Origin of the sequence: Rhizobium sp. TH135, from assembly GCF_002855515.1 — a bacterium.
GTDB lineage: Bacteria > Pseudomonadota > Alphaproteobacteria > Rhizobiales > Rhizobiaceae > Allorhizobium.
Genome location: NZ_PKRP01000001.1, coordinates 253216 through 267663, shown reverse-complemented (window position 1 = coordinate 267663; position 14448 = coordinate 253216). Strand labels below are relative to the sequence as shown.

At 62.0% G+C, this 14448-nt stretch carries 12 protein-coding genes; 7 read left to right on the top strand and 5 right to left on the bottom strand.

All coding sequences use genetic code 11. From position 1 onward, the window contains the following. Positions 1–3: 3 nt before the first annotated feature. Positions 4–303: a hypothetical protein gene (locus C0V73_RS01340; RefSeq protein ID WP_102018201.1), complete on the bottom strand. Its 300-nt coding sequence runs from the start codon at positions 301–303 to the stop codon at positions 4–6. A gap of 85 nt (positions 304–388) precedes the next feature. Between C0V73_RS01340 and C0V73_RS01335 the strand changes: the two genes are divergently transcribed. Then, the gene (locus tag C0V73_RS01335) at positions 389–1066 is read left to right on the top strand and encodes a YafY family protein (protein WP_102018200.1); all 678 of its coding nucleotides are present in this window, start codon (positions 389–391) and stop codon (positions 1064–1066) included. A gap of 4 nt (positions 1067–1070) precedes the next feature. Here C0V73_RS01335 and C0V73_RS01330 read toward each other — a convergent pair whose 3' ends face one another. After that, positions 1071–2657: a trimethylamine methyltransferase family protein gene (locus C0V73_RS01330; protein ID WP_102018199.1), complete on the bottom strand. Its 1587-nt coding sequence runs from the start codon at positions 2655–2657 to the stop codon at positions 1071–1073. A 239-nt stretch (positions 2658–2896) separates the two neighbouring features. Here C0V73_RS01330 and C0V73_RS01325 point away from each other — a divergent pair, with 239 nt between their 5' ends. After that, a complete protein-coding gene (locus C0V73_RS01325; protein WP_102018198.1) occupies positions 2897–6889 on the top strand; it encodes a PAS-domain containing protein in 3993 nt (1330 codons plus the stop codon). Here C0V73_RS01325 and mnmD read toward each other — a convergent pair whose 3' ends face one another. Beyond that, a complete protein-coding gene (gene mnmD / locus C0V73_RS01320; protein ID WP_102018197.1) occupies positions 6890–7615 on the bottom strand; it encodes a tRNA (5-methylaminomethyl-2-thiouridine)(34)-methyltransferase MnmD in 726 nt (241 codons plus the stop codon). Here mnmD and C0V73_RS01315 point away from each other — a divergent pair. From C0V73_RS01315 to puuE, 3 genes are all read left to right on the top strand, one after another. Further along, positions 7614–8822: an FAD-binding oxidoreductase gene (locus tag C0V73_RS01315; protein ID WP_102018196.1), complete on the top strand. Its 1209-nt coding sequence runs from the start codon at positions 7614–7616 to the stop codon at positions 8820–8822. The genes mnmD and C0V73_RS01315 overlap by 2 nt on opposite strands. Positions 8823–8959: 137 nt before the next feature. Next, on the top strand, positions 8960–9667 hold the full coding sequence (locus tag C0V73_RS01310; RefSeq protein WP_102018195.1) for a DUF1045 domain-containing protein: 708 nt from the start codon (positions 8960–8962) through the stop codon (positions 9665–9667). Between the two features lie 91 nt (positions 9668–9758). Next, a complete protein-coding gene (gene puuE, locus C0V73_RS01305; protein ID WP_102018194.1) occupies positions 9759–10679 on the top strand; it encodes an allantoinase PuuE in 921 nt (306 codons plus the stop codon). Between the two features lie 90 nt (positions 10680–10769). Here the strand turns inward: puuE and C0V73_RS01300 are convergent, their stop codons facing one another. Next, positions 10770–11648: a LysR substrate-binding domain-containing protein gene (locus C0V73_RS01300; protein ID WP_102018193.1), complete on the bottom strand. Its 879-nt coding sequence runs from the start codon at positions 11646–11648 to the stop codon at positions 10770–10772. A 109-nt stretch (positions 11649–11757) separates the two neighbouring features. Between C0V73_RS01300 and C0V73_RS01295 the strand changes: the two genes are divergently transcribed. Then, positions 11758–12615 carry a DUF1989 domain-containing protein gene (locus tag C0V73_RS01295; protein WP_102018192.1) on the top strand — a complete coding sequence of 286 codons (858 nt, stop codon included), beginning with the start codon at positions 11758–11760 and terminating at the stop codon, positions 12613–12615. A gap of 54 nt (positions 12616–12669) precedes the next feature. Here C0V73_RS01295 and C0V73_RS01290 read toward each other — a convergent pair whose 3' ends face one another. Next, on the bottom strand, positions 12670–13716 hold the full coding sequence (locus C0V73_RS01290) for an NAD(P)-dependent alcohol dehydrogenase (protein WP_102018191.1): 1047 nt from the start codon (positions 13714–13716) through the stop codon (positions 12670–12672). A gap of 233 nt (positions 13717–13949) precedes the next feature. On the opposite strand from C0V73_RS01290, the gene uraD reads away from it, so the two are divergent. Continuing rightward, positions 13950–14447: a 2-oxo-4-hydroxy-4-carboxy-5-ureidoimidazoline decarboxylase gene (gene uraD / locus C0V73_RS01285; protein ID WP_102018190.1), complete on the top strand. Its 498-nt coding sequence runs from the start codon at positions 13950–13952 to the stop codon at positions 14445–14447. Position 14448: the final 1 nt, after the last annotated feature.

The following is a 14448-nucleotide window of genomic DNA, read 5'->3' as shown; positions in this document are numbered from 1 at the left end:
CGCTCAGATCGTTCCCTTGGTTTCGAAATGCTGCATCAGGGTAACACCCGTGATCGCTGCCATGTAAGGGGCGAAGGCCGGGTCTGCCTGAACTTTCGCGGCTGCCGCATCGGCGCTTTCCTTGTCGGCCCATTCGACGAGATCGACGATCATGTCGCGCTGGTCGAGGGAGTTGAGCGCCCGCCAACTGACGAAGCCGGGATAGGTGTTGACCGCCGCCATGGCGGCACGTCGTGCCTCATCTGCCGCCGGCCTGTCGGCGACTGTGCAGACGGCGATTTCGAGGATGGTATTAGTGGTCATCTGGCTCTCCCGTGGTTGATCACGGCTTGACCTAGCACGACCCAACTGACAACCTTCTGGCCATTACCTTTCGAAGGAGGCACGCATGCGCCCCGCCGACCGCCTGTTCCGGATCATCCAGCTGATGCGCTCGACCGGCCGCGCCATGACGGCCGCCGAGATTGCGGAGAAGATGGAGGTCGCGCCACGCACCATCTACCGCGACATGGATCATCTGATCGCCTCGGGCGCCCCGATCGAGGGTGAGCGCGGAGTGGGCTACATGTTGCGCGAGGCCTTCGATGCCCCGCCGCTCACCTTCACCTTCGAGCAGCTGGAGGCACTCGCCTTCGGCCTTCGCGCCGTCGAGATGCTCGGCGATCCAAGGCTTGGCCAGGCGGCACGGGAGGCGAAGGACAAGATGCTGGCAATGCTGCCGAAGGATCATGCCGAACGGCTGATCTCCGCCCCGATCCATGCCTTCCGGTCATCAGCCCAACCGGTGGTGCCGGATTGTCTGGGCGATGTGCGCTCGGCACTGTCGGCCAAACGCAAGGTCTGGATTGCCTATCACTCGCTGCCCGGCGAGCGCAGCCAACGCGTCGTCTGGCCGCTGGGCTTGGCCGCCTTCGGCGCGATCTGGGTAATGACCGCCTGGTGCGAGATGCGCCAGGGCTTCCGAGACTTCCGCCTCGACCGGGTGGAGGACTGGAAGGTGATGCAGGATCGCTTCGAGCCTCAGCCGCATCAGACCTATCAGGCGTATCTGAAGCAGCTATCGTAGCGCCTCAGAAGTCGGTCGCAACCCCGCCTTCGGCCTTGCGTTTCGCCACGAAGGCATCGAGCTCTTCCTCGATACCAGGGTCGATAGGCGGGCGCTCATAGGTGGCGAGCTTTTCCTTGAAGACGCGATTGGCGTGATCGTAAGTTGTCGGCCGGCCGGCGTCGGTCCAGGTCTCGAAATTGCGCCAGTCCGAAAGGATCGGCGAATAGAAGGCCGTCTCGTAGCGGGCCAGCGTGTGGGCGGTGCCGAAGAAGTGGCCGCCCGGGCCGACTTCGCGGACGGCATCCAGCGCCAGCGCATCCTGGCTGACATCGAGGGGTGTCAGGAATTCGGCCACCATCTGCAGCATGTCGACGTCGAGGATGAACTTCTCGAACGAGGCCGTCAGGCCGCCTTCGGTCCAGCCGGCCGAATGCATGATGAAATTGCCGCCACCTTGGGTCAGGGCCCAGAGCGAAAAGGCGCTTTCATAGGCCGCCTGGGCGTCCAGCGTGTTGGCGGCATTGGTGTTCGAGGTGCGATAGGGGATGCCATAGCGGCGCGCGAGCTGGCCGCCGACGATCACCGCCTTCATGTATTCCGGCGTGCCGAAGGCAGGTGCGCCCGTCTTCATGTCGACATTCGAGGTGAAGCCACCATAGACGACGGGCGCGCTGCGCTTGACCATCTGGGTGAAGGCGATGCCGCAGAGCGCCTCCGCATTCTGCTGCACGACGGCCCCGGCGATGGTGACGGGTGCCATGGCGCCGGCCAGCGTGAAGGGTGTCATCACGACGACCTGGCCGCGCGATGACATTTCGATGATGCCCTGAAGCATCGGGCCGTCGAGGCGGAGCGGTGACGACGAATTGATGATGGTGAAGAGCGAGGGCTCGTTTTCCATCTGCTCCATCGAAATGCCACGGCCGATGCGGGCGATCTCGATGGCATCCAGATTGCGCTGCTTGCCGAGCGAGTAGCAGTGGAAGACCTTGTCGGTCAGCTTCACCATGTCGGAGAGGCAGTCGAGGTGGCGCACCGAAGCGTGGATGTCGATCGGTTCGACCGGATAACCGCCCGTCGTGTGGATCACGTCGTAGCACTGGGCGAGCTTGACCAGCTTGCGGAAGTCTTCCTGATTGCCGGCGCGGCGGCCGCCCTCGCGGTCGGCGACGAAGGGGGCGGAGGCGATCTGGGCGAAGACCAGGTTGTTGCCGCCCATCTTGACGTTGCGCTCGGGATTGCGGGCGAACATCTGGAATTCGCGCGGGGCGGACGCGATCATGTCCATGATCAGGCCGCGGTCGAAGCGGACGCGGTCCGAGCCCTCCGTCACGTGGGCGCCATGCGCCTTCATGATGGCGCGGGCCTCGGGCAGCATGATGTCCATGCCGATCTCTTCCAGAATGGTCAGCGACGCCTCGTGCATGTCGTCGAGGGCTGCGGGATCCAGAAGCTCGGTCTTGGTCAGGCGATTGACGAGATTGCGATACTTGCCCGCGACGCCTGTGCGGCTACGATCACCGCCGCGGCCACCGGTGCGCCTGCGGCGCTCGCCACCACCGGATTGGGGTTCAGTCTCGGACAAGGCGGTGTTGATAATGTCGCTCATGGTCGATCCATTGTGTCAATCTCGACATCAAGTCTCGCAGGTTCGCGGACCAAAAGGCATTGCCGTTTGCGACGAAAAACCGGCTCATCTGGAACAGTGGAAGAACCGAGAAGTTTTCATACGTCAGGCATTCATCAACATTTGCTTTTAAAGCGTCTCATGGCGCTTTGCTTACCCCCTGTTTACCAAAACCAGTCATTGATCGAAGTGTGAACAAAGATTTGATCCGGGGAAGCGACTTGCTCGAGCTAGTCCGCGACAAGATTGCCGCGCTTGACCTGCCTTCGTATGTCAAGGACAGCGAACTGCGTTACGTCGCGGTCAATGCACCCTTCGCCCGGCTCCATAATCTCGCTCCTGAAAGCTTCATCGGACGCAGTGACCGAGAGATCCTGGGTGTCGATCCGGACGGAATTCGCGACGACCGCGAGCGCCGCGTCCTGGTTTTCGGCGAAGAGGAGCAGTTGCACCTGCGCCCCGTGTCCGGCGGGCCCATGAACATCCTGCATATCGAGCGCTTCTTCGATGATGACGACCGGATGTATCTCTTCTGTTTCATGGAAGAGCGGGCGGCATCGGCCATGCCTGAAATGGCCGTCCCCGCAGCGTCACCATCCGCTCAGGTCTATCAGGCCGTTCTCGAGCAATATCCGATTGCCACCTATTTCCGCGGGGCTGACCATCGGCTGCTGTTTGCCAATCGCGCCTATGCCGAGATGGTCGGGCGGCCGATCGAAGAGCTGCTGGGCCGCACCGAGCAGGAGATTTTCCCCGAACTCGGGCAGTCCTATTACGAAGGCAACCGACGGGTTCTGGAACGCGGTGTCACTGAAGAGGTCCAAGATACCTTCATCCGCGCTGACGGCACTTCCGTCCCGGCGCTCAGCCGCACTGGCGCCGTCACGGGACCCGATGGCGATCGCTACATCGTCGGGTCCATCACCGATCTTTCGCCGCTCAGGCTGGAGCAGGAGAGGCTTAAGGCCGCGCGGCAGGAATCGGAAGCGCTGCAATTGCAGCTCCAAAGCCTGATGTCGTCGCTCCCCGTTGGTATCTTCGTGCTTGATCAGGACATGCGGATATCCTTTGCCAATCCGGCAGCGGTCGAGATGTCGGAACTTGATCCGCCGGTGCCGATCGAAGGGATGGGCTACCGAGAATTTCTCAGGCGGACGATGGCACGCAGTTTCGCGCGCATGCGGCCCGAAGAAATCGAGGAGCGCATTTCCTATCGCATTGAGCAGCTCACTGCCCTTGCCGAAGGGCCGCTGATCGACGTCAAGACTCCCTCCGGTCGTGCCTTGGCCGGCGGCAGCCGAAAGATCGAGGGTGGCCGCATCCTGATCACCTTCACCGATGTCTCCGACATGGTCCAGCGCGAGGAGGAGACGCTCCTCTACCGCGCGACGCTTGAGCAGATGCCGGTGCCGGTCTTCATTCGCGACATCAACCGGCGGATGATCTATGTGAATACCGCCTATGAGGAGCTGCACGGCCAGCGGCGGGAAGATATCTATGGCCTCACCGAAGAGGAGCTGTGGCCAGAGAACGGCCAGATCATGAAGGCGGAGAACCTCCACATCTTCGCCACGGGTGAAATGCTTGAAAAGAACCGTGATATCGTCGTCCGTGACGGCCGGGAAATCTCGGTCATCACGCGGCTGAGCCGGATCACCACCGCCGAGCAGAAGCATTACATCGTCGGCTCGGTGAACGATATCTCGAACCTCAAGAAGGGCCAGCAGGCGCTCGTCGAAGCGCAGGCGCGCGCGGAATCGCTCTACGACGATATCGTCTCGATGCTGCAGGTCATGCCTGTCGGCGTGGTCATCATCGATGCTGACTTCATGGTAGAATTCGCCAACGAGAAGTGCCGGGAAATCTGGCACTGGCCTGATGACGTGCCCCTGAGCGGCCAGAGCTTCCGTTCCTATTGCGAGCAGAATCACAAGCTCGGCTATGCATGGCCCGGCATCGAGTTCGAGGAAGGCTTCCGGCGGCGCATCGCCCAGTTCGAAGCGCTCGAAGGCTCGCATGTCAACGAACTTGCCTATGACGACGGCAAGTTCGTGCTGGCGACGATCACCCGCCTGCATGACCGCAAGATCCTGCTGACCTATTCAGACCTCACGGAGATGCGCCAGCGCGAGCGGGAAATCACGGCGGCGCAGCAGCAACTGGAGCGGCTTGGCCTCTTCGTCCAGGAATCCATGCGGATGATGTCCCAGGGTCTGTTGATGGTCGAACAGGGGCGGGTCGCCGAGGTCAATCCCTCGTTCAGCCGCATCCTCGATCTGCCCGAGGGCCTTCTGGTCGAGGGTGAAAGCTGGCGGCCGGTTTTCGAATATTGTGCGGCACGCGGCGATTTCGGCGCCGACGCGCAGGCGGTCCTGCAGCAGTGGCAATCGGCACTGCAAAGCGCAAACTCGGTTTCGACAAATTTCCTTGTTGCGGGCAAGACCTGGGTCAAGCTGGAAGCAACCTTCGGGCGTGATCGCAGCTGCGTGGTCGTGCTCACCGATTTCACCGAACTCAAGGCCCGTGAAGCCGAGCTTGAAGTGCTGCTTGCGCGCAGCGAAGCCGCCGACAAGGCGAAGTCCGACTTCCTCGCCAATATGAGCCACGAAATCCGCACCCCGATGAATGGCGTGCTCGGCATGGCTGAACTCCTGTCCAAATCCGAGCTCGACAGCCGGCAGAAGACCTTCGTCGACATCATGGTGAAATCGGGCAATGCGCTGCTCACCATCATCAATGATATCCTCGACTTCTCGAAGATCGATGCCGGCCAGTTGAAGCTCCGGAAGTCGCCTTTCGATCCGGTCGAGGCGATCGAGGATGTCGCAACGCTTCTGTCTGCCGCTGCCGCCGAGAAGGATATCGAACTGGTCGTCTCGGGCGACCAGAAGGTGCGCCACACCTTCATGGGTGATCCGGGGCGCTTCCGGCAGATCGTCACGAACCTCCTCGGCAATGCCATCAAATTCACCGAGAAGGGCCATGTGCATGTCGAGGTCTCCGCCGAGACTGTCATGGATGGTCAGGCGATCTTGAAACTGCGTATCGAAGACACCGGCATCGGCATTCCGGCGGAGATGCAGGCGAAGATCTTCGAGAAATTCTCCCAGGTCGACACGTCGTCGACCCGCCGCCATGAAGGAACCGGTCTCGGTCTCGCGATCACCGCTGGTCTTGTGCGTCTGTTCGGCGGCAAGCTGGATGTGGAATCAGAAGTTGGCCGGGGTTCGGCATTTACGGTCGAACTGCCGCTTGCGATCGTCGCGGAACGTCGGGGCCAAAAGGAGCTGCCGGCGACGGTCAAGGATGCGCGGGTGCTCGTCATCGACGACAATGCCGTCAATCGCCGGATCATCACCGAGCAGTTGAGCATGTGGGGCTTTGATGGACTTGCGGTGCCCGACGGGCCGACCGGGCTTGAAATTCTGAAAGCCGCTCATGCCGAAGGACTGTCGATCGACGTCGTCGTCATCGACTACCAGATGCCGGACATCAACGGCATCGATGTGGCCAAGGCGATCCGCAGCGACAGACGCTATGACGATATCGCACTGGTGTTCCTGACATCGATGGACATGGTCGGTGACGACCGGCTGTTCGAGAGCCTGAAGATCCAGGCGCATCTGATGAAGCCAGCGCGGGCGAATGTATTGCGCGGCGCGATCATCGATGTGGTGCGCACAGCGCGGGTGCACGGCGTGAATTCGGCTCGTTTGCGCCCCATGTCGCCTTCGGCTTCTCTTGCTGCTGTTCGGCCGGCCTTGCCGGTTGAACCCGTTCCCGCTGCCCCAGTCTTTCATGATGACAGCGCCCTCAGGGTCCTGATCGCCGAGGACAATCCTGTCAATCAGATTGTCTTCCGACAGATCCTGACCGGCAGCGGCATCGCCTATCGAATCGTTGGCAATGGCGAGGAGGCCGTTGAGGCCTGGCGCAGCGAGCCGCCGGACCTGATCTTGATGGATGTCTCGATGCCAGTCATGAACGGCCATCAGGCGACGGGTCTGATCCGAAGCGAAGAGGCCCGTCGCGGCGGTTATCGCATCCCCATCATCGGCGTTACCGCCCATGCGCTTGAAAGCGACCGTGAGGCCTGCCTTGCGGCGGGCATGGATGACTATCTCTCCAAGCCGATTTCGCCGGAGCTGTTGATGCGCAAGATCGAGCAGTGGAGCGGCAGGCCGGTCGCGGCTGCGGCCAGCGCCGAAGGCTGATCAGGTCGGACGCCTGATCCCACAAAGCATTTCACGCTTTCCCGCAAAGCCTGGGCGCCGATCGACATCAAAGCCGGTGGCGGTCAGATTGCGCCGTACGAAGCCGGCAGCGGCATAGGTCGCGAAGCTGCCGCCCTCTCTCGTCGTGTCGTGGACCCGCTGCATCAATTCCGCCGACCACATGGCACTGTTGCGCGAGGGCGCAAAGCCATCGAGGAACCAGGCATCAAAGGTCAGCGTGCTCGCCGTCAGGTTCTCGAATGCATCGCCGCAGACGACGGACAGTCGGGTCTGTGCGTCGAGGTCGACTGTGACCACGCCGGACGGATCCGAGGGCCAGAGCGAGACCAGCACCTCCCGCTCGGCATCGATCTCCGGCCAGCGGGAGAGGGCGCGGTCGATCTCTTCCGCCTGCATGGGGAATAGTTCGAAGGAAACGAAATGGAGGTGTGCGCCGGGACGACGATGCTCCTTCCATTGGCGCCAGGTCTCGCAGGCATTCAGTCCGGTGCCGAAGCCGAGTTCGCCGATGGTGAAGCTCTCTGCCGTCTGCCATCGGTCCGGCAGACCGTTGCCGGCGAGGAAGACATGGCCGCATTCCAGTCGACCGTCCGTCTGGCAATAAAAATGATCGCCAAAGGCGGTGGAAAAGGGCATATCGCCGTCGTGCCAGGCGAGCGGTGCCTGGGTGTCGCCGGTGCCTGGCGGATAATTTGAATGGGTCATGGTGATGTCCGATAAAACGGCTGCGATGTCAGGTCAATTGCAGGCGGATCTCGTGATCGTTGGTGGCGGCATCATGGGCCTCTGGGCGGCGCTGAAAGCCGAGTGTCGGGGTATCGATACGATCCTCATCGACGGCGACAGAACCGGAAGCGGGGCCAGCGGTGGGCTGCTCGGCGCGCTGATGGCGCATATGCCGGATCGCTGGAACGAGAAGAAGCAGTTGCAGTTCGATGGACTCTTGTCTCTGGAGGCAGAGATCGCCGAGCTTGAAGCCGAGACCGGCCTTTCAGCCGGCTATCGCCGCTGCGGGCGGTTGATTCCGCTGCCGAAGCCGCATTTGCGGCCGATCGCCGAGCGGCATTCGCAGGAGGCCAAAACCAACTGGAGCCAGCAGGGCAGGCGCTTCGAGTGGTCCGTCATCGAGGAAAGCCCGTTTGACGATTGGCCATCGCAGCGGTTCACCGACGCGGGTCTTGTCTATGACCGGTTCGCGGGGAGGGTCTCGCCACGGGCGCTGATCGCGGCGATCCGGGCGCGGCTGGAGCGCACGGGTCGTGTGCGTATCCTCGAAGGGGTTGCCGTTAAGTCGATCGACGCCAGCGCGCGGCAGGTGGTGACAGCCGATGGCGCGTCTGTCGGTTTCGGTGATCTGCTGGTCGCGGCGGGCGTTGGCTCCTTCCCGCTGCTTGAAACGATCGGTCCGTCCATCCGCAAGCCGCTTGGCCGAGGCGTTAAGGGGCAGGCGGCCTTGCTCAAGGCAGATCTGCCGGCCGATCTTCCCCTGGTTTACCTCGACGGTCTCTATGTCGTGCCACATGAGGGCGGGCATGTTGCGATCGGGAGCACCAGCGAAAACAGTTTCGATGACCCGTTCTCAACGGATGCACAGCTGGATGCCCTGATCGCCGAGGCGAGGGAGCTTGCACCGGTCTTGCAGGGAGCTGAGGTGGTCGAGCGCTGGGCTGGCCTGCGCCCAAAGGCGGTCGACCGGGATCCGATGGTCGGTCCGCACCCGGATCATCCGCATATCCATGCGTTGACCGGCGGCTTCAAGGTGAGTTTCGGCATTGCGCATCTTCTGGCCGATGCTGCCCTTGATGCGATTGCCGGGCAGGCCTTGCCGGTGCCTCACAGCTTCTCGCTTTCTCATCACGTTTCGGTGGCTGTTGGCCGACCAGTCGATGAGGGATTTACCGAAACACCCTGAAATCACGCGGATTCCTGCGGTGCGAAGGGTGAAAATCCTTTTGCCCGCTTCGTGATACTGTCATGCAAATCACCTATCCACCGGGTTGTAACGGAAACTGCTAAAGTTCCGAAGCGAGCCAGTGTGAGGTGCTCGACATGCGCTATGCCATCTGCTTTACGCCGCCTGCCCGTGATCCGCTTGCCGATGCAGCGGCACGTTGGCTCGGTCGCAACGTGTTTTCCGGCGAGGCAGAAGAGCATCCGGGGCTGAAAGGTCTCGGCGTGCACGAGATTGCCTTTCACACCGCGCTGCCCCGTCGTTTCGGTTTTCATGCCACCTTCAAGGCGCCGTTCCGCTTGAGTGAGGGATCCACTGAACCGGCCTTGCTGCGCGAGTTGATGCATTTTGCCGGGCGCATGGAGCCGGTGATGCTCCAGGGGCTGACGGTCGGTCGCATCGGCGACGTCTACGGCCTCATTCTGGAGCGACCTTGCCCGTCGGTCGACTATCTCGCAGCCTCGATCGTTCAGGCCTTTGACGGTTTTCGCGCGCCGCTTTCCGAAGTCGAGATCGAGCGGCGCAATCCCGAGCGGCTGTCGGCACCGCAATTTTCCAACCTCAGCCGCTGGGGCCATCCTTACGTGATGGACGAGTTTCGCTTTCACATGACGCTGACGGGGCCGCTTCTGGCACGGGATTTCCCCCGGATCGAGCAGGGGCTAAAGGCCCATTTCGATCCTGTTTTGGCCGAGCCCGTGGTTGTGACCAATCTTGCGCTGTTCGTGGAAACGGAGCGGGGCGCACCGTTTACCGTGCATTCGCTGCACCCGCTGGGGCGGGTTTCCAGCCGGAAGATTGCCTGACCGGTTTGCGCTGCAGCAAATTCCGCTTTTTCCATCTCGACAGCTGCCATCGTCGCCAATAGCCTCGCGTGAAAACACGAGAGGTGAACCGATGACGACTGCTCCCTACCCCCGCGACCTGATTGGCTATGGCCGCGACATTCCCGATCCGAAATGGCCCGGTGATGCGCGGATCGCGGTGCAGTTCGTGGTGAATTACGAGGAGGGCGGCGAAAGCTGCATTCTCGATGGTGACCCGGCGTCCGAGTGCCTTCTGTCGGAAATCGTCGGTGCACAGCCCTGGGCCGGCCAGCGCAATCTCAATATGGAATCGATCTACGAATATGGCTCTCGCGCCGGCTTCTGGCGGCTCTGGCGGATGTTCACAGAGCGCAAGGTTCCGGTCACCGTCTACGGTGTGACGCTCGCCATGGCACGCAATCCCGAAGCCGTCGCCGCCATGAAGGAAGCCGACTGGGAGATCGCCAGCCACGGCTATCGCTGGCTGGAGTACAAGGATTTCCCTGAGGACGTCGAGCGCGAGCATATCCGCGAAGCCGTGCGGTTGCACAAGGAGCTGACCGGCTCTCATCCGCTTGGCATGTATCAGGGCAAGCCGTCGGACAACACGCTGCGCCTCGTGATGGAGGAGGGCGGGTTTATGTACTCTTCCGACAGTTATTCCGACGACCTGCCGTTCTGGGTGCCGGATCTCGAGGGCAAGCCCTTCCTGATCATTCCCTATACGCTTGAGACCAACGACATGCGTTTCGCCACACCGCAGGGCTTCAACACCGGCGACCAGTTCTTCACCTATCTGAAGGACGCCTTCGACGTACTCTACGAGGAGGGGAAAAACGGCAGCCCGAAGATGATGTCCGTCGGCCTCCACTGCCGCCTCGTTGGGCGTCCCGGACGCGCGGCCGCACTGGCGCGGTTTATCGATTATGTGACGAGCCATGAGAAGGTCTGGGTGCCGAAGCGCATCGAGATCGCGGAGCACTGGCACAAGCATCACAAGCCGGCTTGGTGAGGGCCTGATGACAACACTCGGCGACCTCAAATCCAAGCTCATGGAATCCTCGGCATTCCGTGCCGAGTATGAGAAGGCCTGCGTCGAGTATCAGGCGCTCGAAGCCGAACTCGCGGCCTCCGCCAGCAACCAGTCCCGTAAGATCGTGGCCGGCCCGGACAACTCCGCGCCTGACAGCAGCCAATAGGCCTTGTCCTCGTCGGCGGCTTCATCGAACAGCACTTTCAGCGTTCCCGCTGCTAGTTGGTCCGCGATCAGGGCGGTCGGGCAGAGGCCTATGCCGAGGCCAGAGAGGACCGAGCTGACCAGCAGGTTGAAATCGGCATAGAGCGGTCCAGAGGGTGTCGGACCTTTAACGCCTCGCGCGGCCAGCCAGGATTGCCAGGCGGCCTCGGTCGCGTCGTGCAACAGGTCATGGGCGAGCAAGTCGGTTGGGCTGGTGATGGGGCCATGTCGATCCAGATAGCTCGGCGCACAGGTCGGGCGGGTCGCGGCTGGTAGAATGCGCTCGGCGCGACCCGGCGGGCGGGTGCCATGACAGATCAGCAGATCCGCGCCCGCTTCGTCCGGAGTGAGTGCCCCCAACGGGTAGACGATCGAGACCTGGATATCGGGATGCGCTGCGCGGAAGCGGGGCAGGCGGGGGCCGAGCCAGTGGGTGACCACGGAGGGCATGCAGGCGAGGCTGGCGCGGGCCAAGGATTTGCGGGCGGTCAGCCGCTCTGCGGCGCGGGCGATGTGGCCGAGGCCTTCCGAGCAGGCGGCGCCGAATTCGCGTCCGTCGGCGGTCAGGCGCACGCCACGCGGCCGGCGTTCGAAGAGGGCAAGACCTAGCCAATCCTCCAGCGCCTTCACATGCTGGCTCACGGCCGCTGCCGTCATGCCGAGTTCGGTTGCGGCCTGCAGGAAGCTTTCGCGACGGGCGGCGGCCTCGAAGGCGCGCAGTGTTGGGAGCGGCGGCAGTTTCATTGCTCTATGACTAAGCCAGACTTGGCCATCGGGCAAGAAGAGGGGCGGTTGTCTTGAGGGGGTAGGTGGGGCACCTTGCGGCAAACCTCTTTTATCCCCGGAGCCGCCCATGCGATCTTTCAACGCCAACATTCCCGTTCCTGCCGATGCGGCTGCCCGCCGCGCCGTGAAGCCTGTCGTCTGCTATCCGGTCGAGTCGCTTGTTGCTCCTGACATGAGCATTCTGGATCGGGCGCGGGCAACGATGGAAAAGGTCGGCGAGGTGATCGTGCCGCCGCGTGAGGGCAATACGTTTGAGGTGCCGAAGGGGCATTTCTTCCGCATCGTCAGTGTCGAGGGGCCGCAGGTCGGCGACCTGAACCTCTGGAACGCCAACGATCTCTCCGAGCGCTTCTTCTCCGGCAAGACGCGGGCGCTGCATGCGACCCATGTCACCACAGGCAACCGTCTCTGGAGCAATCTGCCGTCGCTTCGCCCCATGGCAACGATCAGCCATGATACGCTCGGCTGGTACGGCTTCGACGAGTTCGGCGGTGGCGTGCATGACGTGATCGGCACGCGCTGCGACCCTTATACCAACGGTTTGCTCTCAGGCGGCGACTACCATCATTGCTGCCATTCCAACCTCTGCCGGGCGCTGGCCCATCATACCGGATCCGACATCAAGGCAGTCGAGCCGCATGTGCATGACGTGCTGAACGTCTTCATGTGCACCGGTTTCACCCGCGATACGCAGCAGTATTTCATGAAGGCGAGCCCGGTGCGTCCCGGCGATTTCCTCGAGATGTTTGCGGAGATTGATCTGCTCGGCGCCCTCTCGGCCTGCCCGGGTGGCGATTGCAGCACCAGCCATTCGAGCGATGTGGCCAAGTGCTATCCGCTGAAGGTGGAGATTTACCGACCGGACATGGCATTGCTGGCGGACTGGCCCTTTCCGGAGCGGAATGGCTACGAGCTTCAGGTCTGAAACGACAAAGGGCCCGGCAGCGATGCCGGGCCCTTCTCATTCCGTCTTCGCAGCTCAGCCCTTGTCGAGGGTCGCCATATCGATGACGAAGCGGTAGCGGACATCGCTCTTGATGACACGCTCATAGGCTTCGTTCACCTGGGCGATGTCGATGATCTCGATCTCCGGGGTGATGTCGTGCTTGCCGCAGAAATCCAGCATTTCCTGGGTTTCCTTGATCGAGCCGATCATTGAACCGGCGAGCGAGCGACGGCCGGCGATGAGCGCGAAGGCATGCACGGGCACCGGGTTTTCCGGCACGCCGAGCAATACCATCGTGCCGTCGACCTTCAAAAGGTTCAGGTAGGCGTTCCAGTCGATCTCGGCGCTGACGGTGCAGAGGATCAGGTCGAAGGAGCCGGCGAGTTTCTTGAAGGTCTCCGGATCCGAGGTGGCGTAATATTCCTTGGCGCCGAAGGCGAGGCCGTCTTCCTTTTTCGACAGGCTCTGGCTGAGCACCGTGACGTCGGCACCCATGGCCGCGCCGATCTTGACGCCCATGTGGCCGAGACCGCCCATGCCGATGACGGCGACCTTCTTGCCGGGGCCGGCCATCCAGTGGCTGAGCGGCGAATAGAGCGTGATGCCGGCGCAAAGCAGCGGCGCTGCCTTGTCGAGCGGCAGGTTGTCCGGGATGGAGAGGACATAATCTTCCTGGACGACGATGGAGTTGGCATAGCCGCCCTGCGTCGGGGTCACGCCGTCGACTTCCGTGGAGTTATAGGTGCCGACGAGACCAGGCATATACTGTTCGCGGTAGAGATCGCGTTCGCAATGCAGGCAGGAATTGACGAAGCAGCCGACGCCGACGCGGTCGCCGACCTTGTATTTCGAAACGCTTGAGCCGACTGCTGTCACGATGCCGGCGATCTCGTGGCCGGGGACCATGGGGAAGGTCGAGTTGCCCCATTCGTTGCGGGCCTGATGGATGTCGGAATGGCAGATGCCGGAGAACTTGATCTCGATCACCACGTCGTCCGCGTTCGGTTCGCGACGCTCGAAGGTGAAGGGAACCAATGGCTTGGAGGCATCCGTTGCGGCATAGCCTTTGGCAATCGGCATGGGGTATCCTTTCAAAAGTCATGGGAGAAGCGACCTGTAGATAGGTCGATCCGGGTCTGCTGCAAGCGAAGGACCATGGCGTTTGTGTTGAAAGTGCCTGTCGTCCTCGGAAACTCGACAAGACCAGGGGGCTCGGCTAATCCTTGTCTTCAACTGCTTCGCGGCATGCGCGGGCGGCCCCTCCTTGCCGCGGCTCTCGCAGCTGCGGCCTCACATGATACTGGATTGACGGCATGGACAGAGCGGACTTCGTTCAGCGTTTCGGCGGGGTGTTCGAACATTCGCCCTTCATTGCGGAACGGGCCTTTGATGCCGGCATGATCGAGGAGCCGCTGACAGCACTCGACGTACATGATGCCATGGCGGCGATGTTTCGCACTGCAAGCCAGGATGAGCGTCTGGGCGTCTTGCGTGCGCATCCTGATCTTGCGGGCAAGCTCGCGATTGCGGGCGAACTGACCGAAGACAGCAAACGTGAGCAGGCCGGCGCCGGGCTCGATCGCCTGAGTGCCGACGAGCACGCCCGCTTCACCGAACTGAATACGGCCTATGTCGAGAAGTTCGGCTTTCCCTTCATCATTGCGGTCAAGGGGCTGACGAAGGACGACATTCTCGCCGCCTTCGAGATGCGGATCGCCAATGGCCGCGATCAGGAATTCGACACCGCCTGCCAGCAGGTGGAAAAAATCGCCAGGCTTCGCCTCGAAAGCCTGCTTCCGGAGACACACTGAA